Raw genomic sequence first — 20,294 nt, forward strand, 5'->3', positions numbered from 1 at the left:
CGTCACATTTTGAGTTTTATCCACCAGTTTGGGCATTCTATCCACTTAGAGACATTCTATCACGCAAAAAAGGAAGGCTATCCGCCTGAATCCTCTTTTTATCCGTCACATTTTGAGTTTTATCCACCAGTTTGGACATTCTATCCACTTAGAGACATTCTATCACGCAAAAAAGGAAGGCTATCCGCCAGATTCCTATTTTTATCCGTCACATTTTGAGTTTTATCCACCAGTTTACGTACCCAATCCGCCTCAACAATGAAAAATCAACCCACCTCTTAAAAGGTAGGTTGATTTTTTTACATGGTTATTTCTGCTGGATACCCTGTACTAATTTTTCTTGAATCCGCAAGTATTGGGCAATTTCCTCATCATCTAATACTTCAAAAAGCTGTACAAAGACCTCTTTTCCGATAGATTGAGCCTTTGCTAAAGCGCTTTGACCCTCGTCTGTAATTTGTAAGCGAATGGTGCGACGGTCGGATGGATCATATAGTCTTTCTGCTAATCCAAGCTTGACCAGCTTTTCGGCAATGCTCGTCATAGCACCTTTTGTATAGCCGATTGTCTCAGCTAATTCGGCTTGTTTTTGAGGGCCTTTGACATGTAGCTCATTTAAAACTAAAATTGGTGAAATTCCTAAAGGATATGGGAACGCTTTTGTAAAACGTATAATATTCGCATTGTTCACCTGTTCAATCATATGAATCAGTTTAAAAATATTTGTCTGTTTCAAAAAAATCCTCCTCAAACGCTGAGAATTAATGAAGCATTAGTGAGCCTCCATCCACCATAATCGTTTGACCTGTAATGTATTGAGAATCGTCAGAAGCTAAGAAAACAGCTACTCGACCAATATCTTGCTCAATATCACCAAAACGGCCTAACGGGATTTTACTTCTCACCGCTTCATAATACTCTGGCTGTGCTTTTGCCCATGCTTGTACACCTGGTGAATCAGCAAGCGGACTAATGATATTGACATTAATACCAAAACGTCCCCATTCATTTGCGGCAACACGGGAAATACCACGAATGGCTTCCTTGGCAGCGGCATAAGCAGCCTGTGTTTCATGACCTTGAATGCCTGCTCCAGATGCAAAGTTAATAATATTACCCTTAGTTTCTTTTAAATGCGGTAGGGCTGCTTGCATTAAATAGAAGGTTGGATAAAAACCTGTTCCAAATGACAAATCAAGATCTGCTTGTGTAGTTTCTTCTATTGTAACTTGTTTAGCAGCATGAGCGTTATTAACTAGCACATCTAGTTTACCGTATTTTTCTACGACTGTATCAATAATTTTTGGTAATTGGTCGCGTTCCATTAGATTAGCCTGTAAAAACATAGACTTCGGAGACATTTCTTGTAATTCTTTTGCCATTGCCTCGCCTGCTTCTGCATTTAAGTCAACAATTGTAACAATCGCTCCTTCCTTTACCATAGCTTTTGCCATTCCACTACCAATACCACCTGCACCACCAGTAATGATGACCACTTTGTTTTGTAGTTTACCCATTGCAACAACATCTCCTTCTTGTTTATCTGTTAATAGTTTAACATTAAACTATTTAATTTTAAACTAAATTGTTTCCGATAAAAGAGCCTATTCTGGAGAAGGGTTCATCCAAAATAAGCTTTTCTAAAATTGATCTTTCTACATGTTTGTGCCGATTACTCTTTTCCTTCGCTCTATTTCTGATTTGATATTACACCAAATGTAGACCCTTTAATGTAGGTTTGTCCTTGTAAAGACTGCAATTGCTCTGGAGTACCAGTTACGACAGCCCCAGTTATTTTCACATCACTTTTCTCCAGGGTTCCATTTTCCCCTACTAAAGCTTGATAAACCTGGTTTGTTTTCCAATCAAAGTTCTTGCTTTTACGCAGAAGCTCAATGTTTCGAATAAAGGTCTCAACCTCATCATTTGAAGTGCGTCGGGGTTTTGGTTTGGATTGCTCTGATTGGAAGCCATAAATGTATGGATCATTGGCTGAAATCGTATTCTGTCCTTGTTTAAAAAAATCTAGTGTATCATCTGTATAGGCATCCACCCACCACCAATCTACTTGTACTTCAGAAGGTAGCTTGCTTTTAATTTCCCTAAAACTATAGGCATCATTAAAGGAAATAGCTAATTCTACTAAAGTATTTTTCTCCAATTGATGCAGTTCACTAATATTATCTTGATAATGGTCGTAGGAAATCCTTGGATGATAAAAAAACATTTCTCGGTCACCTGTGTAGTCATTAAACCGTTCGAATTGATATGTTTCAGCCAGTGATTCTGAACCTTCTATTTGGATGGGGCTAGAAATGGCCGTTCGTGTAAGCGTTCCAAATAAATTATAATCGCTTTTGATAGGCTTCCAAATATATGGCCGATGCTGCTCTCCAAGCACCTTATAGGTTGTTGTTGTTATTTTCCCTCCCAGCAAATAATCGTCATAAACCTGATTACTAATTTGGACATTGGGCGCACTTATTTCGTTAAATAAATGAATATCATCCATTACTTTTTGCGCACTATTTAACGATAAAGCCCTCAGCCCATACCATAATGCTATTAGCACAATTGGTATAACGACCAATGTAATCCCAATCATTTTGACTGTTGACCAAAACCTTGCCTTTCTCATTATTTTTTTCGTTTGTTTATCATCAAACAAAAATTCATTTTCTTCCTTATTCATCATGAACATCCTCCTTAAATCGTTCAGTAAATTCTTCCCTAGCACGTCTGACATGTGTTTTTAGTGTGTTTTCATTCTTATTCATCAGGGCTGAAATTTCCTTATACGATAATCCCAGCTCATATTTCAGGATTAATAATTCCTGATGTAAAATGGATAGTGTTTCGAGTGTATTGTGGATATCCTTTAATTTTTCTTTCTTTAGCATCTGGATCTCAGGAATATGAATAAATGAAGTCAATTGAACTTCCTCTAATTCTGTTGTGGGATGACGTGTTTCTTTTCTCTTGAGATCATAAAATTGATTGGTTGCTACACGATATAACCAGCTCATTACTTTGTCTGACTGAATTCCATTTTTATGTAATAAAAATTTATAACATGTATCTTGGACGATATCTTCTGCATCCTCATGGGCTAATCCCCGTTTTCTCAAATAACGATATAGCAGCGTTCCCGCCTGCTGTAGAAATGCATTCATTGATTGCTTTACCATGTCCACCTCCCTTCTGCCTATACAACGCAGAACTCCATGAAAAGTTTACATATTACAAAAAGTTCCCATTAAATATTTTAGTTTAATGAAAACCAACAACATTTATTTTCAAATACATACAAGCATCTTTTTAATTTGACAAGAATATACTGTAGCAGCTAGCTAAAATCACTTTCAAGAAAGGAGTTGTGGATAATGGGTGCTAAATGGATAAAGGTTTCAGTCTTTTATTTATTGATTGTTTTTGCTTTTGGCCTGTTTATGCATTATACGGTTCAACTTCAATGGAAAGCGACACATGCTCATATTGGTGTGGTAGGTTGGCTGACTACTGGATTCATTGGTTTAATTTATTCGACTTATAAAAATGCTGCGGAGACAGGTCTCGCCAAAGCACAGTTCTGGCTTTACAATCTCGGTTTACCCTTCCTTTTTGTTGGCATGATGATGGTGTATTGGGATGTACCACGCTGGTTATTTGAGCTTTTCGTGTCTGGTGGTGGAATTGCTGTAGCGCTGTCTGTCCTGTTATTCTTTATCAATGTCTTCAAATATGTAAGATAAATAGAAAAGCCCCGCTTCACAGTTGAAGTGGGGCTTTTAAGCTATTATTGTATGGAGTTCGCCTGCATTTGATACATCTTGTCATAAATTCCGCCAAGCGCTAGCAGTTCATCATGCGTGCCGTTTTCTACAATTTTTCCTCGATCAAGTACAAGAATACGATCTGCATTTTTAATGGTAGAAAGTCGATGGGCAATAATAAACGTTGTTCGTCCTTTTTTCAGGACATCCATCGCATGCTGAATAATTTCTTCCGTTTCCGTATCAATATTCGATGTCGCTTCATCCAATATTAAAATGGCTGGATCAAACGCCAGGGCGCGTGCAAATGAAATCAACTGACGTTGTCCTGAAGATAATGTGCTGCCCTTCTCAATAACTGGCTCCTCATAGCCATTTGGTAAATTAGCTAAAACACGTTCCCCCCCGACAGCATTTAAGGAAGCTTCTATTTTCTCGTGAGAGATGCGCGGATTGTTTAAGCTAACATTGGATGCAATCGTACCCGTAAATAAGTAAGGGTCCTGTAGCACAATACCCATATGTTCACGCATCGTTTGACGTGGAACAGAAGTAATATCAATGCCATCAATAGTTATCTTGCCTTTTGATGGGTCGTAGAAGCGGAATAACAAGTTCATAATGGAACTTTTCCCTGAACCTGTATGACCAACTAAGGCAATTGTTTCACCTTGATGTGCTTCAAATGACAGGTTTTTCAGCACATAGTCATTATCTTTATAGGCAAAGGAAACATCTTCGAAAACCACATTTCCTTTATATCGTGGGATGCTCTTTTCAGAAACAGGCTCACCATTCGTATCTAGCACCTCAAAGACACGTTTACCTGCAATGAGTGAACGCTCAAGCTGTGAAAACTGGTTCACAATATTCGTGATCGGATTAAATAGCTTTGTTAAGTAATCAACAAATGCATACAATGTCCCTGCTGTAATCACTTCAGTTGCTGTGAATGAGCGTGTACCAAAGTAGAAAATAAAGACCGTAAACATGATAAGTCTTAGCGTATTCACAAGGTTAAAGGATGTAGCTGAATCTAGCACCAGCAGCTTACGTTCATACGCATAATGCTCATTATTCATGTCATCAAATTCCTTCGTCATTTGCTGCTCACGACGGAACGCCTGAATAATTGTCATGCCCTGAATAGATTCGTTAATCATGGCATTAATATCTGCAATTTTTGTACGAATGACATCGTTATATTTAGAGGCAAATTTTCGATATAAAATCATCCACACATAAACAATTGGAATCATGGTTAAAGCAAGCATTGCCATTTTCCAATTTAAAATAAAGAGCGCTATATACACCCCAAAAATAGAAATGAAGCTCGTCACAAAATTGGATAGTACCTGTACATATAAATTCCGAACTGCCTCTGTATCATTTGTTACTCGCGCAACAATTTTACCTGCTGGTAAATTGTCAAAGTATTGGATTGGTAAAGTTTGAATATGTTCAAAGACATCTTTACGTAATTTTTGGATGACGCGGTTCGCGCCAATTTGTAAATAAATATACATAAAATAACGTAATATGGCTGTTGCAATGGCTAATAGTAAATAAACAATGAGCAACCATGTAATCGGTTTGATTTCTATATGACCGATTGTCATGTAATTATCAATAATATGTTTCGCAATAAACGGTCCAACAAGCTCCGTGAATACGGCAATTGTTAGGAAGAATAAGCCTAATAGTATCGGCTTTTTAAAATACATCGCATAGCGCATTAAACGTTGACTCGTACTCATGAGGCACCTCCTTCTAGCTGCTGACGGTCAAATTGCTCTTTATACCATCCTTGTTGCGCAAGAAGTTCCTCATGTGTTCCCTGCTCTACAATTTGCCCATCATCCAGTACGATGATGACATCGGCATGCTGAATACCAGACAAGCGATGTGTCGTAATAATCGTCGTTTTACCTTGACGTTCACGCTGAATATTTTCAATAATTCTTGCCTCTGTCTTCGCGTCGACAGCGGAGAGTGAATCATCCAGCATTAAAATTTCAGGATCTTTAATTAAAGCACGAGCAATAGATACACGTTGTTTTTGACCACCTGAAAGAGAGACGCCCTTTTCTCCAACAAGTGTTTCAAGGCCCATTGGTAGATTGTCTAAATCCTTTTCAAAATACGCGGCACGTATCGCCTGCTGCAACTCTGCTTGTGTTGCATCTTCTTTCCCAAATAATATATTTTCACGAATAGTTCGTGAGAATAACACATGATCTTGTGGCACATAACCAATCCAATCGAGGATCTGCTCCTTCGTTTGAGCGGTAATATCGATACCGTCAATGGAAAGCTGTCCCTGACCGATTGGGTATTCTCGCAATAATTGGCGTAGGAAGGTTGTTTTACCTGCTCCCGTTTTACCAACAATGCCAAGCGTTTGGCCTTTTTTCAAGGAAAGTGAAATCTGCTGTAGGTTTTTCACCTGACTCATCGGATATTGGAATGTTAAGGCATCAAAGCCAATCGCATTTGGTGTCGCAATCATTTGTGGATTCGGAATATTTTGAACATCTGCCTCGTAGTTCAATGTTTCCTGCACGCGATCTAGTGAGGCATTCCCCTGCTGCATAACATTGATGAGCTCACCAATTGCAAATATTGGCCAAACAGCCAATCCTAAATAAACATTAAACGTGACCAGTTGCCCAACCGTCATCGCCTCAGTTGCCACTAAATGAGCCCCGTAACCAAGTGCTACAACATAGCTAATGCCTGTTCCGACTTTTGTAATCGGGCCAAATAAAGCATTGATTTTCGCTGTATGAATATTTTTCGCATACACAACTTCACTCATATCTGCAAAATTAGCCTCATCCTTTTTTTCCTGCACATAGGCACGCACCACTCGCACTCCTGCTACAGATTCTAGCACACTATCATTTAGTTCCCCAAAAGCATCTTGTGCCTTCATATATCGCTCATGAACAATTTTCCCTAAATATTGAATGAGGATCGCCATAATAGGAACTGGTAACATAGCAAAAAATGTAAGCTTCCACGAAATCATATAGCCCATCGCAAAAATGATAAAGCCCATATAAATCGTTGAATCAATCAACGTCATAATGCCAAAACCTGCTGTCGTGGATACGGCATTCAAGTCATTTGTTGCACGCGCCATCAGGTCACCGGTACGGTTTTTTTCATAAAATGTTGGGGTCATACGTAAAAAATGCTGCATTAAATTACGACGTAAAATTTTCTCAAGGTTGATAGCTCCTTCAAATAGTCGGAATTGCCACACAAAATTTAATAAATAGCCCCCAATAATAATCCCAATAAAAATCAAGACATATTTTGTTAAAATAGCTGGTGTCATTTCTCCTGCAGTCAATAGATCTATAATAGAACCGAGTAAATAGGGAGGGACAACCTCTAATCCACTGGCAACCATTAGTAGAACAATGGCCACCGTATATTGCTTCCAGTATTTTTTAAAGAACCAGCCTAATTTACTTAACACATCAAACATACATCATAACCTTCTTTCCTCCGTGCTGTTGTGGATGACTACCCACTTTCTAGAAATTCCTTTTTGAAAATCATTCTTCTAACTGTTTTTGTCATATACATACACTCCTTTTTTGTTTGCACTACAACCTTTTTTGCACAAAAAAAGACACATACCCTAAAAGAGTAAGTGTCTCTTATAAAAGGCAGGATAATTCCATACCTAGTTCTGCAATAGTAAATAAAGCGTTAGGCACGGACAATGTATGTAACTGTGATTGAATTTGATACTGATAAAATTAACATTGTCATGCCCTCCTTTAGTTTATTTGTTATAGTGTTCTTGAAGATTATCACACTATAGAAATATTTGTCAACTATCACCCTGTTATTTTTTATCATTTTCAGGAAATAGTTAGCGCTTTAAAGCATTGAAATGCTCTAAGGAATCAAGGGGAGAACATGCTTAAAATTACAGAGTTGTCTATAACCTTACAATAATTCTACGGCACAAACATTAACCTAAAGACTGAAATCCAAGGCTAGAGATTTTGATACCCAGTAGTAGACAAGAGAATATTCTTTTTGCGTCTGTTGCACTCCTTCCATATGCTTATCTCATCATCTTTATTTAGTTAATTATTATTTAGTTATTTATTATTTAGTAGTGTCGGGTTTTCCGTCAACGGCTTCACATAAGAGGAACAAAGAATTGTCCTTATAATAAAAGATATTTCATTTTCCACATATAATATTTCGAAATATTATTTCATGCGCATCTATAACTTTCTATACATTATATACATTTTAACAATCGATTTTGGGACATAACTTGAATTGAAATATTTCTAAAATTTTTGTCTCATGATACACTTTCATTATAGTCATTTTCAGTAAGGGGTTTTTATGTTGAGGTCATTTCTAGCCGTGGGAATTGGTGGAATTCTTGGTGCCATCTGTCGATATAGTCTGAGTCTCGCCGTTCCCAATACAGAAATATTTCCATTCACAACACTGTTTATTAATTTACTGGGCTGCTTTTGCTTAGCATGGCTTTTTACTTCATTTATAAAACGCACACCTATTGTACTAGGAGTAGGTACAGGGTTTTGTGGAGCTTTTACTACCTTTTCGACATTTTCCTTAGAGACACTATTACTCCTAGAAAATAGCGAGTGGCTACAGGCTGTACTCTATGTTACAGTGAGTGTTTTAGGTGGATTAGTTTGCACATGGCTGGGAATACGACTTGCTAGGGGGCGTATTGCATGATTTTAGTTGGAATTGGTGGATTTTTTGGCGCTCTTTCTAGATTTTATTTAGGAAAATTACTTGTACATCCCTATCCATGGGCGACTTTTATGATTAATTGTACAGGCTCCTTTGCGCTTGGTTTCTTATTTGCCCTACATCTTAGTGATTGGTTATGGCAATTAATGGGCATAGGTTTTTTAGGAGCCTACACAACTTTTTCTACTTTTGGATTTGAATGTCTACAGCTTATAGAACAACAAAAATGGAGACAAGCCATTAGCTATATTGCCAGTACCTTGCTAATTGGCGTACTTTGTGCAGCTATTGGTTATCTAGTCGTATAAAAGAGGGTGAACTAGTGACACAGCCGTCAAAAGAGTTATTGGAGGAATTAGAAGTTGAAATAGAGCAAACGCTCTATGCATTGATTGACCTAGAATTAGAGGAAAATTACGCTACCATGAATACACAATTTGCGCAATTACTTGCCAAGGTTCAGACAGCCCAGTTAATTAATTACAAGCTGGATGTTCTCGTTGAACCTCAAGCTTTTGCAACTGAAACTTGTATTCTTTTACAGAGCCTCATAGAAGCAAAGGCGAGACCAAATAAAAGGCATAAACTGTTAACACATCGCATGATTTTGAAGATATGGTTACGAAAAAATCAACGATTCATGAGGGAATTTCTACCTCAAATGTTTTAGGCGCCACTTGAAATTGCCAGGGCGCCTTTTTTAAATTTGAAGTTTTTGCAACACTTCTTTTATTTTCCCCTCACTGTCAGATCAAATGTTGGTTTGAATATAAGATGATTATTCATAGCGTTGACTTCAGTAGAAGAACATTCTATTACAACATCGGAAAGACAAGAGACATATTTGGAACCTTTCCTTTTAAATGCAATATACATTAACCTAGGAATACGCCATTTTACACCTAAAATAAGCATTTTTTATATATAAAAAGGAGACGACATCTAAAAAATTAGATGTCGTTTTAATTTTCCCATATTAAATTTTTGGATTTTGATTAATTTATCTTTACCAGTTATTTTGGGGTATGGCAAGAACTTTTTCTATTTTGAGCAACTCACAAACTTGAATATAACCGTATCTTTTACGAAGAAAATAACTCTTTCGGATAACCCCTTCGTTAGATAAGTTTTTATTCTACTCCCTGTAAAATAGCCTTTAGTAAACCTGGAAAACGAGTATTTAAATCGTCATATCTAATTGAAATGAACCGTTGAGTTCCTTCTATTCTTGTGTTTATAACCCCTGACTCTCTAAGCACCTTAAAGTGATGCGAGAGGGTTGATTTTGCAACAGGAATTTCAAGATTACTACAAGATTGTTCCCCATTTGCAGCTAAACTCTTAATTATATCTAGCCTTATTTGATCACTAAGTGCATAAAGTACAGTTGATAGATTGATTTCATTAAAACTTGGATGGTAAAGCGTTCTCATATTAGTCACCTACCTAAAAATAATTATTAATTTAATAATTGCAATATATCATAGTTGGTGATATATTTCTATTGTTCGATTATATTCGAACAATAGAAATATAGGAGATTTGCTATGAAAAAAATATTAACTTTATTTTTCTTTATCATGTTTATTATCGGAACTGACACGTTTATTGTCTCTCCTTTATTACCAACACTACGTGATGTTTTTGACATTTCTATTGAAAAGTCAGGTTGGATTGTATCTGCCTATGCTTTGGGATATGCATTATTTGCGTTAATTTCTGGACCTCTTTCAGATAGCTGGAATCGCAAAAAAGTGATGCTGGTTGGCATACTTAGTTTTGGTATATTCACCTTGCTATGTGGGTATGCTACGGGCTTTTGGAGTATGTTTTTATTTCGATTTTTAGCAGGGGTTAGTGCTGCGTTTACTTCGCCTCAAGTCTGGGCAGCTATTCCCCAGTTAGTTCCATCTAACAAAATACTAAAAGCTATGGGTATAGCCACTGCAGGACTAGCTGTTTCTCAAATGTTAGGTGTGCCAATCGGTAGTTATCTAGCTACTTTCGGTTGGCCAACCCCGTTTATCATTATTGGAATTTGCTCTTTCTTTCTAGCCATTCTTATTGCGGTTTTATTGCCATCTATGCCATCAGTTCATTCACACGAGAAAGATTCTTCTATTTTAGGACGTTACCGTGCTCTACTGGGTGAATCAAGATCAAAGTTAGCTTTTCTCGGCTACTTTATTTTTCAACTAGGAAATTTTGCTGCATTCTCCTTTATCGGCACATGGCTTTCTGACAAATTTCAGCTCAGCATAGCAAGTATTGGAACTGTGTTTTTATTCCTTGGCTTAGGTAATACAATTAGCAGTTTCTTTGGAAGTAGCTTGGTTAAAAAAATGGGTATAAAAACCTCTCTCTCTTTTGGAGTAATGCTACTCGTTTTGCTTTATCTAGTCCTTCCTTTTTTACCAGGTTTACCATATATTAAAGCTGCTTATTTTTTAATTTTTCTGTGCGTAGGAATTGTTTTTCCACTTATGATGAGTTTATTGCAAACACTCTCTTTTACAGCACGCGGAACGATCGCATCACTTGCAAATGCATCAATGTATTTCGGCACAACGTTAGGATCGTTTGTAGCTGGAATGCTTTACGCAAACATCGGCGGTTTTATTGCTGTTAGTATCTTTACAGGAATTTGTTTTACTTTTTCATTGATTTTATTCATAAAAAGTGGAGTTCTACCTACTAATCAGCAAATCAATTCAAAAAATACAACTGCTTAAAAATTTATCATGCCGATACTTACTAGGATTAATAATTTACCCTATATATCTAGTTGCTGAAAATCATGCAGTTAAAATACTAATACTAAAAAGCCAACTACTTAAAGTACAAGTAGCTGACTTTTTAGTGTCTGAAATATGTTTTTTATGAGTAACTCAATATTTTGCAGTTAGGGGATGCTTATCTTGATTACGTTTATCAAGATTAATTCTTTATAAAATTGAATGCCTACTTTTCTTGTTTCGCTTCACTTTCTTTTTCTTTTATATAAAAAATTAGCACTATGTTAAAATCTAAAAGCTACTCCAAAGATAACATCCTTGAAGTAGCTCTTTATTATAACTTTCTATACTTTTCGGGTACTCTGGAAGTAAAAATAGGAACTTCTTTTCTGATTTGTGGTACTTTTTCTAAATTCAATATAGCCCGTATACCTCCAACCTCTTGATCTAATTTCTGAACGATATCTCCCCAAGGGTCTATAATTTGCGAGTTACCTGCAAATATTTCTCCTAGATTTGTCCCAGTTACATTTGATCCAACAACAAACATTTGGTTCTCAATTGCACGTGCACGAAGTAAGGTATTCCAATGTGTTTCTCTTACTAATGGCCATTCTGCTACGACGTGTAGTACTTGAATACCTTGTAATGCTAAGTCACGAATAATTTCAGGAAATCTTAAATCATAACAAGTTATTACGCCCATCTTCACTCCTTCAAGCTCAAATACTTCAACTTGATTTAGTCCACCTGTTAAAAAATTTGGCTCATCTAACATCGGAACAAGGTGTATCTTATCATACGTATGAACAATTTCACCCTTTCGATTTACAACAATTGCTCGATTAAAGATATCTCGACCTTCTAAAAAAGCAATTGAGCCCCCCACCAAATTTACATTAAACTTCTTAGCAAGTAATTGTAAAAATTCAATAGATTGATTGCCATCCACACTACATATTTCTTTTAATTCTTTCAATGCATAGCCCGTCGACCACATTTCTGGAAGAACTACAATATCTAAGTCCTCATAGTAGTTAACTTCTAACCACTGTTCAATGATATTTCTATTCTTTTCTGGGTTTCCTACTTCTAGCTCCATTTGAAATACTAAGTAATTCATATAGCTCACTCCTCAAGTCTATTTAGTAATGAAATATCTGGTTTCACTAACAACCATAAGATAGCTGCAATGAATACAGGAATTACAGTCATTCCTAATGTGATATTCCAGCCAAAATTTTCTGCTAACCAACCACATAACAATGGTGATACAAATGCTCCTAAATTTCCCCACAAATTCATCCAACCCGAAACAGAGCCTGAAAAGTTTCTTCCTAAGTCTGTAGCAGAGGCCCATGAACATACTACAGTGAAACCTAGTGATCCCAAGCACAATGATAGCCAGAATACATTCATATAAGGTGATACTGTCATAACAGCAAAGTACATTGAAATAATAAATACTATTAAACCTGATATAGCTAAAAAGGATCTTGATATTTGCTTTGAAAAACCTTTACGTACTAGGTAGTCAGAAAGAATACCACCAGTCATTACAGTTATCAATATAGCTAGCCAAGGTAGGCTCGCAGCAAATCCCATTTTACTTAGTGAAAATCCTCTATCTTCTAATAAGTAAGTAGGTAACCAAACTAAAAAGAACGTAATGATATACAAAACAACAAAATATTGCAGACCTATTGCCCAAAATCTATAATTTTTCAAAAATGTATTCCAAGGTGCTCTAGCTTTAGCCGTATTAACAATTTCTCTGCCTTCTAATATATATTCTTTTTCTTTTTCGTTAACCAATTTATGAATCTCTGGATAGTCTCTAGCTATAACCCACCATACGGCAGCTATAATAATTCCTAACAATCCAAAAATGTAAAACACAGCTTGCCAACCAAAATATTGATAGATATAAACGGTGACGATTGGAGCTATAACTGGTCCAAAATAGGAACCTGCTAATAAAGCACTAGATGCTCTTGCCTTTTCATCTCGTCTAAACCAATTTGTATTAAATACAGCGTTTGCCGGAAACATGGGTCCTTCTCCTACTCCAAATAAGAATCTCACTGCATACAGTAGACCATGAGATTTAACTAATCCAGTTAAACCAGTAAATACTGACCACCATACTAATGCAAAAGTGACCATTTTTCTTGGACCGAATTTTTCCGCCAATAAGCCCGCCGGAATTTGAACTAACGCGTAACCTAATGAGAATAATGATGCAAGCATCCCGAACTGAACTTTATCTAGACCTAAATCATCCATCATTGGCTTTGCTATTATTGATATGTTTGACCTATCCATGTAAGCGATTACACCGATGATAAAGAAAAAGAATGCTAGTCCCCATCTAACCTTTGTTGGTTTTTCTTTCAAAAAAGCGCCCCCTTACTTAATTGACAATAGTATAATGATGTTTTATTTTCCTGTTTAGCTTTGGCTGTTCAACTTCATATTCAAATTTTTCACCAAAGACAAAACCATTTTTTGTAGGTACAGTACCTGAATAAATCACGGTATGTTCTAAATCTATCTCCCCCAGCTTGTTCAGTTTTTCTAATAAAATATCCACCTCTAAAAGTGCTTCCAAAGTGTCTTCTTGATATAAAAACCTTTCACTATTAGAAGTAACATACGATCGCAAAATGATAGTATCCCAATCTTCTATTAAGTCCTTCAGTCTCCAAAAATCGGATGCTAGAGGTTTATCACATACTAATTTAGACTTTAAAATATTATCTTTTTCAACCTCTCTATCCGTATGATCACTGCCTAGAGTAAACAACCATTCTTGTCCATCATGGAATAATACATATTCAGCCTCTCCAGAAGAAAATTTGCTACCATGACATTCATTAGAAAAGTTAAGTTGTTCAATATTTTGTGGATATATCATAGGAACACTTGGTGGGGGTGCAATTCCCAATTCTTTTAATTCATCTATGTGTTCTTGGATTTTATCGACATTCCTTCCACCATAACCCACTACAATTACTTTTTTAATGTCAATTTCATGTTTTCTCACCTCACTATTGATAAGGTGTAAATTGATTGTTTTCTTCATTTAAATTGCTCCTTAATTGATTAATCACTTCTTTTTTAGTATTTTCAACGTGGCTATTTGATGCTAATAAAAGTTGATTTATATCTTGTGATTTTAAAGCTTTTATAATTTCTTTATGTTCAGTAATTGTTTCTTCAATACGTGATTTTTCAGTAATGGCTTTTAACCCAAACCATCTTATCTTATCGCCAATTTCCTCAAACCACTTTTCTATTTGCTCATTTTTAGTTAATGATACGATTTGAGCATGGAACTCCTTATCCAACTCAATAAATTTTTGCTGATCTGTTCTATTATTTTCTTGTTCTTTAACATACTCCTCTAAAGTATTTATTTGTTCTAAAGTAATCGTCCCACATATTTTTTCAAGTGCAAAACGGTCAAAAATCATCCTTATTTCCATTACTTCAATAACATCTTCTTCTGTAATTTCTTTTATAAAAGTACCTACTCGTGGCTTTGAAACTATCCATTTTTCCCTTTCTAGCAACGACAGAGATTCTCTTATAGGCGTTCTGCTTATTCCTAATTTTTCACTCAATTCTCTCTCATAGATTGCTTGTCCTGGCAATAATTCATAGTTCAAAATGGATTTCTTAATTTCCTTAAAAGCTATATCTCTAAGTGCCATACCTGTCTCTATTTTTTTCATTGGAAGCCCCCCTCGTGGTATGTGGTATACCAGAGATTTTACAACAATTCTAAAGTTCAGTCAATTTTAAATTGATATTTTATATTTTAGTTGTATTTTGCTCTATTGCGACCTTACCTTCCCAAAATCGAAAAGAATTTTTTTACGTAGTAATATATATAAAAAAACGCCATTACAATATTTCAATTGTTAATGGCGTTTTATCATACATCTTTTTTTATTTTTAAATCTATTTGATAACAAAATGCAAAAAATAATTACTGCAAATATTTAAGTACTATATTAATTTAGGGAATTTTATTTTCAACTAATTTCCATACACTTTCAAAACTCTCCTTATAAAACTCATTATCCCAGCGATCTGCAAAATATGGATTATGGAAATATACAAATGCTGTAATAATGGCAGATCCTGCTTCTTTTAATCCACTAATGGATTCTGCTTTTTGTGCTAATACTTTTAAATGCTCTTTAACAAGGATTTGAGTGCCTTCTAAGTAATCCGTATATAACCTAAACATACGTTCGTCGTCATGATAAAGCTTTTTTTTGGTAGTTGCTAGAAGCCAAAGCCAATCATGAAGTGCAGCAGCAGGACTTAGATCTTTAGGAGCTTCCCATTCTAATAATTCTTTAGAAGTAATTTTTAACCACCTAAGTGCAAGTTGCTGCATTAGGTCCTCTTTATTTTTGTAATGTTTATAAAATGCCGCATGTGTAACTCCAAGTTCTTTTGCAATATCAGAAAGAGTTGTTTTTTGTACACCCTTTCTCATAATAATGTCTTCTGCAACAGAAAAAATCTTCTCTTTTGTTAGTATTGCCATTATGGAACCCCCTAGTTTTACTAAGTTACATTATACAGTATAACAACCAAGTTACAAAATGTTGACTTTGTAACTAAACGATGTATAATAGTGGTGTTGATAGGTTACAAATTAAAATAATCGTAACCTACTTCAACTATTTAAGAGCAAAGGAGTTAATATCATGACAAAAAAAATTATTGAAACACAAGATTTACGAGTTGCACTTGTTACAGGCGGCTCTGGTGGAATTGGACAAGCTGTAGTAAAAAAACTAGCTAAAAATGGATTTGCTGTTGCTGTTCATTATTCTGGTAATAAGCTCAAAGCAGAAACTCTAGTGAATGAGATTGTAAAACAAGGTGGAAAAGCAATTAGTATTGGTGGAGATGTAGCAGATGAAAAAGCTATGCAAAAAGCTTTCGATATAATTGAAGAAAAATTTGGTGGTATTGATGTTGTAATCAATACAGCAGGTATTATGTTACTCGGTTCTATCGCTGAGTTGAACTTAGCCGATTTAGATAAAATGCACCGCACAAATATTCGAGGAGCTTTCGTAATATCCCAACAAGCTGCGCGACGAGTTCGCAAAGGTGGTGCAATTATTAATATTTCTACTTCGGTTACTCGTACACAATTTCCAACATACGGGGCTTACGTAGCAAGTAAAGCAGCGGTTGAATCAATGACAATGATATTGGCACGCGAATTACGTGGTAAAGATATCACCGTTAATGCAGTGGCTCCAGGTCCAACTGCAACATCATTATTTTTAGATGGAAAAGATAAGCAAACAATCGATAATCTTTCTAAAGCAGCACCACTTGAACGTCTTGGTACACCAGAGGACATTGCAGACACAGTAACATATTTAGCAACTTCAGGACGATGGATTAATGGACAAGTTATCTTTTCAAATGGTGGTCTTGCTTAATTTTTCACATTAGGAGGAATAAATAATGAAGAGTGAAGAACAAAAGAAAGTCATAGTTATAACAGGAGCTTCAAGTGGATTTGGTGCTCTAACTGCTAGAACACTTTCAAAAGCTGGACATATTGTCTATGCAGGTATGCGGGAAACAAATGGTCGTAATGCTCATCAAGTAACAGCGGTTATCGATTATTCGACTAAACATATGGTAAATATTAACGCAATTGAAATGGATGTGAATTCACAAAATTCTATTGATTCTGCAGTGAGAGAGATTTTAACAAAACATACTCATATCGACGTCTTAATCCATAATGCTGGACATATGGTTGTTGGTCCAGCAGAAGCGTTTACACCTGAGCAACTAGCCGAAATGTACAATATCAATGTGTTATCGACTCAACGTGTTAATCGTGCTGTGCTCCCTAACATGCGGAAACGTGGTCAAGGTCTAATTATTTGGGTGTCTAGCTCAAGTGTTAAAGGTGGAACACCACCCTACTTGGCCCCTTATTTTGCCGCAAAAGCTGGTATGGACTCATTGGCAGTTTCTTATGCTGCTGAACTTGCCCGATTTGGAATAGAAACTTCAATCGTAGTACCAGGTTCTTTTACTAGTGGAACGAATCATTTTATTAACGCTGGTCAACCACAAGACAAACAAGTACAAGCTGAATACGATGCTAAGTACAATGGTTTAATAGATCAAATAGGCGAAAAGCTAGCTGCTATTTCTCCTGAGGATGCTGATGTATCTATGGTATCTGATGAAATTGCACGTATTGTTTCTCTACCAGAAGGTGAAAGACCATACCGAGTACACATTGATCCAGTGGATGATGGCTCAGAGGAGGTCTCAATTGTTGCTGATCGTGTTAGAACAGAATTCCTCACTAGAATAGGCTTAGATGATCTACTTCAAAAAAACAAGTGAACGAGCTACTTTTTAGAAATGTAGGCCGAAATGAGATAATAGTACCAAGTAATAAGTAGAATAAACCAAAGAACGTTTGCAATACTAACGAGAGAAGGATTACCACCCTTATAATGAATGGTATATATTGAGCTTTTTAATGGTGAGCAACGAACTAGATTTTACAAAAACTGCAGTGAAGGTTTTTATAGAGTACTGCAATTTTAATGTAAAAAAGCATTCCATTATTACTTTAAAAGGGATCATTCGATAGAAAATTTCTATAATTATTATAGAAATTATCAAATAGATAAATGATAAATACTCTTTTACAATAAAGAAGCCTTTATCGAAAGGCAATTTTAAAAAGAAAGGTGTTTTAATGATGCTTAATGAAGTAGCCGGTATTAAAATTCCAGATTCTAAATTAGCAAAAGATGCACAAGATATTTTGAGGGAAAATGGAAATGATTTACTATGGAACCATTCAAATCGTGTATTTTTATTTAGTGCCATTAAGGGAAAAGAAGCAAATAAGAAGTTCGATTTAGAATTACTATATATCAGCGCATTATTCCATGATTTAGGATTAACAAAAGAGTATAGCAGTCCAGATTTACGATTTGAAGTAGATGGTGCAAATGCTGCAAGAAGCTTTTTGCAACAATATCAAGTTCCAGAAGAGTCAATTCGTCTTGTCTGGGATGCAATAGCATTGCATACAACAGTTGGTATTGCAGAACATAAAGAATCTGAAGTATCATTACTGAATTCAGGTATATCTTTAGATGTTATAGGGAAAGGTTTTGAACAATTTCCAGCTGAATTGAGAGAAGAAATTGTACAAGCATTCCCACGTAATAATTTCAAACAAGACATTATTCCAGCTTTTTATGAAGGTTTTAAGCACAAACCCGAAACTACCTATGGTAATATGAATGCTGATGTCGTTAAATTCTTTGAACCGAACTATAAACAAAAAAATTTCTGTGAATGTATATTACATTCACCTTGGAAAAATTAGCAAATCAATATTTAATTTTAAAGGTTTAGAACCTCTTTATAATATCATTTTTAATCACAGGGAGATATAAAAATTCATTTATATGTATCCCTTCTTAATAAGTTATTTAAACATTTAATTAGAAATAGTGCATAACCATTTTATTTAGTTTGTCTAGCTTTTGTCATAATGGCAAGACATACTATTAATTATTGTAGTAAAAGCATATTGGTTAATTTCCAATATATCCACTCAAGTAAAACATTGTAATAATAAAAATGTATTAAGCGGCTTGAGCTTAGAATTCTAAAGGGCTCAAGCCGCTTAATCATTTCTGTTAGCAATAGCGATTAAAACAATGAATATTGTCTTCAATCGCCAGTTTTATCCCTTCATACGACTCGTGCTTATGTAAATAATACTTCTTACACTTCAAAGTGCCCTAAAAGGATTCAATGGTTCCGTTAATAATACATCGACCAACACCTGATATACTTAGTGGCATATTGGCTGTCCACACTTCGCTTAAATTCCTTTGATTTATGTTGATTTTATAAAAAGTTTGATGCTCTCCTGAGTAGTTTTTTTATTTTTTAACCACTCTTTCTGTTGAAGCTCCTCAATTTTTCCAATGGCCCAATGTGTAGAATGTAGAAGGGACATTACTAAACTTGCACTAATTTAATATCCATAATCTTATGAATTGAATTATTTTTGCTTTATTAATTGTTCAACAAGTAGTTGAGATTTTAACCCTTCTAACCCATCCACGAGTGGTTGCTCATCATTTTGAATACAATAAATGAAATGCTTTACAGCATCTTCAAAGCCTCGTTGTTTTAATATTGTATCCCATGAAGAAGAAACGGTTGTAGAAATTACATTTCCTTCTTCGATTTCTGTTGTATTCATGTTTTTTACACGGATAATTGCTCCGTCTGTAATCAATTCTATTTGTTCTAAATTCGTTCCTGCTTTTCTATGCATAGCTGTGGAGAAAGATATATTTTGAGAGGATTCATACATATGCTGCGCATATAAAAGTTGATTTTCATCGTTCGTATGAACAGTTCCATACAACACATTAAGATCTCCATCACCCAGCCAACGTACTGTATCGACTAAGTGGAGATAATCATCTAACATTGTGAACCCATAAGAATAAGGACCCACACTATCTGTTCTGTGCTTTTCAACACGTACCCAAGCTATATTATTTGCTTTTTCCTTTGCTTTTACATACATAGGAGCAAAACGACGATTAAATCCAACCATAAGCTTTCTTCCCAATTTTCCACTTAATTCGACTAATTTTTCTGATTCCGAAATAGATGCTGCCAATGGTTTATCAACATATACATCTATTCCTTTGTAAAGTAGTTCCGAAACCACATTAAAATGTGATTCAGTGGAACTGTGTACAAACACGGCATCACACTCTTGAGCCAATGCTGGTAAGCTATCGAAATCTTTTATACGATACTGATTACAGATTACCTTTCTCTTCTCTCTACTGGGTGAAAATGCACCCGCAAATGTCCAATCTATTTCTTTAGAAAGAATTGGCAAATATGCTTTCTGAGCGATGCCACCCAGTCCTACCATTCCGATTCTAGGTTTCATCGAATT

At 35.6% G+C, this 20,294-nt stretch carries 21 protein-coding genes; 8 read left to right on the forward strand and 13 right to left on the reverse strand.

The features are described from left to right. Positions 1-307: 307 nt before the first annotated feature. The 4 genes from EW028_RS14835 to EW028_RS14850 all read right to left on the reverse strand — a co-directional run bounded on the left by EW028_RS14835 (position 308) and on the right by EW028_RS14850 (position 3,188). Positions 308-736, reverse strand: coding sequence for a MarR family winged helix-turn-helix transcriptional regulator (locus EW028_RS14835; protein WP_004230567.1), 429 nt, complete (start codon positions 734-736; stop codon positions 308-310). Positions 737-761: 25 nt separating this feature from the next. Beyond that, positions 762-1,517 carry an SDR family NAD(P)-dependent oxidoreductase gene (locus tag EW028_RS14840; protein ID WP_036077242.1) on the reverse strand — a complete coding sequence of 252 codons (756 nt, stop codon included), beginning with the start codon at positions 1,515-1,517 and terminating at the stop codon, positions 762-764. Positions 1,518-1,690: 173 nt separating this feature from the next. After that, entirely contained in the window at positions 1,691-2,692 is a 1,002-nt protein-coding gene (locus EW028_RS14845) for an anti sigma factor C-terminal domain-containing protein (protein ID WP_131521579.1), read from the reverse strand. Then, entirely contained in the window at positions 2,685-3,188 is a 504-nt protein-coding gene (locus EW028_RS14850; RefSeq protein WP_131521433.1) for an RNA polymerase sigma factor, read from the reverse strand. Before EW028_RS14850 ends, EW028_RS14845 begins: the two co-directional genes overlap by 8 nt. A gap of 195 nt (positions 3,189-3,383) precedes the next feature. Between EW028_RS14850 and EW028_RS14855 the strand changes: the two genes are divergently transcribed. Further along, positions 3,384-3,752 (forward strand): hypothetical protein, encoded by a 369-nt coding sequence (locus EW028_RS14855; RefSeq protein WP_048392470.1) that lies wholly within the window; start codon positions 3,384-3,386, stop codon positions 3,750-3,752. A 44-nt stretch (positions 3,753-3,796) separates the two neighbouring features. Here the strand turns inward: EW028_RS14855 and EW028_RS14860 are convergent, their stop codons facing one another. Then, positions 3,797-5,530: an ABC transporter ATP-binding protein gene (locus EW028_RS14860; protein WP_131521434.1), complete on the reverse strand. Its 1,734-nt coding sequence runs from the start codon at positions 5,528-5,530 to the stop codon at positions 3,797-3,799. Then, positions 5,527-7,269, reverse strand: a complete 1,743-nt coding sequence (locus EW028_RS14865) for an ABC transporter ATP-binding protein (protein ID WP_115673309.1) — start codon at positions 7,267-7,269, stop codon at positions 5,527-5,529. The genes EW028_RS14860 and EW028_RS14865 overlap by 4 nt, the downstream gene beginning before the upstream one ends. 884 nt (positions 7,270-8,153) lie before the next feature. Here EW028_RS14865 and crcB (EW028_RS14870) point away from each other — a divergent pair. Genes crcB (EW028_RS14870) through EW028_RS14880 form a run of 3 tightly spaced genes read left to right on the forward strand, consistent with a single transcriptional unit; the run spans position 8,154 to position 9,207 of the window. Further along, positions 8,154-8,519 carry a fluoride efflux transporter CrcB gene (gene crcB, locus EW028_RS14870; protein WP_131521435.1) on the forward strand — a complete coding sequence of 122 codons (366 nt, stop codon included), beginning with the start codon at positions 8,154-8,156 and terminating at the stop codon, positions 8,517-8,519. Then, positions 8,516-8,845: a fluoride efflux transporter CrcB gene (crcB, locus tag EW028_RS14875; protein ID WP_131521436.1), complete on the forward strand. Its 330-nt coding sequence runs from the start codon at positions 8,516-8,518 to the stop codon at positions 8,843-8,845. Before crcB (EW028_RS14870) ends, crcB (EW028_RS14875) begins: the two co-directional genes overlap by 4 nt. A gap of 14 nt (positions 8,846-8,859) precedes the next feature. Continuing rightward, the gene (locus EW028_RS14880) at positions 8,860-9,207 is read left to right on the forward strand and encodes a hypothetical protein (protein WP_048392463.1); all 348 of its coding nucleotides are present in this window, start codon (positions 8,860-8,862) and stop codon (positions 9,205-9,207) included. 460 nt (positions 9,208-9,667) lie between these two features. On the opposite strand, the gene EW028_RS14885 is transcribed toward EW028_RS14880, so the two are convergent. Beyond that, on the reverse strand, positions 9,668-9,970 hold the full coding sequence (locus tag EW028_RS14885; protein WP_131521437.1) for an ArsR/SmtB family transcription factor: 303 nt from the start codon (positions 9,968-9,970) through the stop codon (positions 9,668-9,670). Between the two features lie 114 nt (positions 9,971-10,084). On the opposite strand from EW028_RS14885, the gene EW028_RS14890 reads away from it, so the two are divergent. Further along, positions 10,085-11,269, forward strand: a complete 1,185-nt coding sequence (locus EW028_RS14890; RefSeq protein ID WP_131521438.1) for an MFS transporter — start codon at positions 10,085-10,087, stop codon at positions 11,267-11,269. 337 nt (positions 11,270-11,606) lie between these two features. On the opposite strand, the gene EW028_RS14895 is transcribed toward EW028_RS14890, so the two are convergent. From EW028_RS14895 to EW028_RS14915, 5 genes are all read right to left on the reverse strand, one after another. Next, positions 11,607-12,395, reverse strand: coding sequence for a carbon-nitrogen family hydrolase (locus tag EW028_RS14895; protein WP_131521439.1), 789 nt, complete (start codon positions 12,393-12,395; stop codon positions 11,607-11,609). 5 nt (positions 12,396-12,400) lie between these two features. After that, positions 12,401-13,669, reverse strand: coding sequence for an MFS transporter (locus EW028_RS14900; protein WP_131521440.1), 1,269 nt, complete (start codon positions 13,667-13,669; stop codon positions 12,401-12,403). Between the two features lie 16 nt (positions 13,670-13,685). After that, entirely contained in the window at positions 13,686-14,357 is a 672-nt protein-coding gene (locus EW028_RS14905) for a DUF2848 family protein (protein WP_131521441.1), read from the reverse strand. Next, complete coding sequence (locus EW028_RS14910) at positions 14,323-15,009, reverse strand: GntR family transcriptional regulator (RefSeq protein ID WP_131521442.1); 687 nt, start codon at positions 15,007-15,009, stop codon at positions 14,323-14,325. The genes EW028_RS14905 and EW028_RS14910 overlap by 35 nt, the downstream gene beginning before the upstream one ends. A 287-nt stretch (positions 15,010-15,296) precedes the next feature. Then, positions 15,297-15,836: a TetR/AcrR family transcriptional regulator gene (locus tag EW028_RS14915; protein WP_131521443.1), complete on the reverse strand. Its 540-nt coding sequence runs from the start codon at positions 15,834-15,836 to the stop codon at positions 15,297-15,299. Between the two features lie 163 nt (positions 15,837-15,999). Between EW028_RS14915 and EW028_RS14920 the strand changes: the two genes are divergently transcribed. The 3 genes from EW028_RS14920 to EW028_RS14930 all read left to right on the forward strand — a co-directional run bounded on the left by EW028_RS14920 (position 16,000) and on the right by EW028_RS14930 (position 18,686). Beyond that, entirely contained in the window at positions 16,000-16,752 is a 753-nt protein-coding gene (locus tag EW028_RS14920) for an SDR family oxidoreductase (protein WP_131521444.1), read from the forward strand. A 25-nt stretch (positions 16,753-16,777) separates the two neighbouring features. Then, positions 16,778-17,683 (forward strand): SDR family oxidoreductase, encoded by a 906-nt coding sequence (locus EW028_RS14925; protein WP_131521445.1) that lies wholly within the window; start codon positions 16,778-16,780, stop codon positions 17,681-17,683. 364 nt (positions 17,684-18,047) lie between these two features. Further along, complete coding sequence (locus tag EW028_RS14930; protein ID WP_131521446.1) at positions 18,048-18,686, forward strand: HD domain-containing protein; 639 nt, start codon at positions 18,048-18,050, stop codon at positions 18,684-18,686. A 687-nt stretch (positions 18,687-19,373) separates the two neighbouring features. On the opposite strand, the gene EW028_RS14935 is transcribed toward EW028_RS14930, so the two are convergent. After that, positions 19,374-20,288 carry a Gfo/Idh/MocA family protein gene (locus tag EW028_RS14935; RefSeq protein ID WP_131521447.1) on the reverse strand — a complete coding sequence of 305 codons (915 nt, stop codon included), beginning with the start codon at positions 20,286-20,288 and terminating at the stop codon, positions 19,374-19,376. Positions 20,289-20,294: the final 6 nt, after the last annotated feature.

The organism is Lysinibacillus sp. OL1 (assembly GCF_004332175.1).
GTDB classification, from domain to species: Bacteria; Bacillota; Bacilli; order Bacillales_A; family Planococcaceae; genus Lysinibacillus; species Lysinibacillus capsici.

Coding starts and splice junctions, on each gene's coding strand:
- EW028_RS14840 (WP_036077242.1), bottom strand. CDS start 1,517: ATGGGTAAACTACAAAACAAAGTGGTCATCATTACTGGTGGTGCAGGT.
- EW028_RS14845 (WP_131521579.1), bottom strand. CDS start 2,692: ATGAATAAGGAAGAAAATGAATTTTTGTTTGATGATAAACAAACGAAA.
- EW028_RS14850 (WP_131521433.1), bottom strand. CDS start 3,188: ATGGTAAAGCAATCAATGAATGCATTTCTACAGCAGGCGGGAACGCTG.
- EW028_RS14855 (WP_048392470.1), top strand. CDS start 3,384: ATGGGTGCTAAATGGATAAAGGTTTCAGTCTTTTATTTATTGATTGTT.
- EW028_RS14860 (WP_131521434.1), bottom strand. CDS start 5,530: ATGAGTACGAGTCAACGTTTAATGCGCTATGCGATGTATTTTAAAAAG.
- EW028_RS14865 (WP_115673309.1), bottom strand. CDS start 7,269: ATGTTTGATGTGTTAAGTAAATTAGGCTGGTTCTTTAAAAAATACTGG.
- crcB (WP_131521435.1), top strand. CDS start 8,154: ATGTTGAGGTCATTTCTAGCCGTGGGAATTGGTGGAATTCTTGGTGCC.
- crcB (WP_131521436.1), top strand. CDS start 8,516: ATGATTTTAGTTGGAATTGGTGGATTTTTTGGCGCTCTTTCTAGATTT.
- EW028_RS14885 (WP_131521437.1), bottom strand. CDS start 9,970: ATGAGAACGCTTTACCATCCAAGTTTTAATGAAATCAATCTATCAACT.
- EW028_RS14890 (WP_131521438.1), top strand. CDS start 10,085: ATGAAAAAAATATTAACTTTATTTTTCTTTATCATGTTTATTATCGGA.
- EW028_RS14895 (WP_131521439.1), bottom strand. CDS start 12,395: ATGAATTACTTAGTATTTCAAATGGAGCTAGAAGTAGGAAACCCAGAA.
- EW028_RS14905 (WP_131521441.1), bottom strand. CDS start 14,357: ATGAAGAAAACAATCAATTTACACCTTATCAATAGTGAGGTGAGAAAA.
- EW028_RS14910 (WP_131521442.1), bottom strand. CDS start 15,009: ATGAAAAAAATAGAGACAGGTATGGCACTTAGAGATATAGCTTTTAAG.
- EW028_RS14915 (WP_131521443.1), bottom strand. CDS start 15,836: ATGGCAATACTAACAAAAGAGAAGATTTTTTCTGTTGCAGAAGACATT.
- EW028_RS14920 (WP_131521444.1), top strand. CDS start 16,000: ATGACAAAAAAAATTATTGAAACACAAGATTTACGAGTTGCACTTGTT.
- EW028_RS14925 (WP_131521445.1), top strand. CDS start 16,778: ATGAAGAGTGAAGAACAAAAGAAAGTCATAGTTATAACAGGAGCTTCA.
- EW028_RS14930 (WP_131521446.1), top strand. CDS start 18,048: ATGCTTAATGAAGTAGCCGGTATTAAAATTCCAGATTCTAAATTAGCA.
- EW028_RS14935 (WP_131521447.1), bottom strand. CDS start 20,288: ATGAAACCTAGAATCGGAATGGTAGGACTGGGTGGCATCGCTCAGAAA.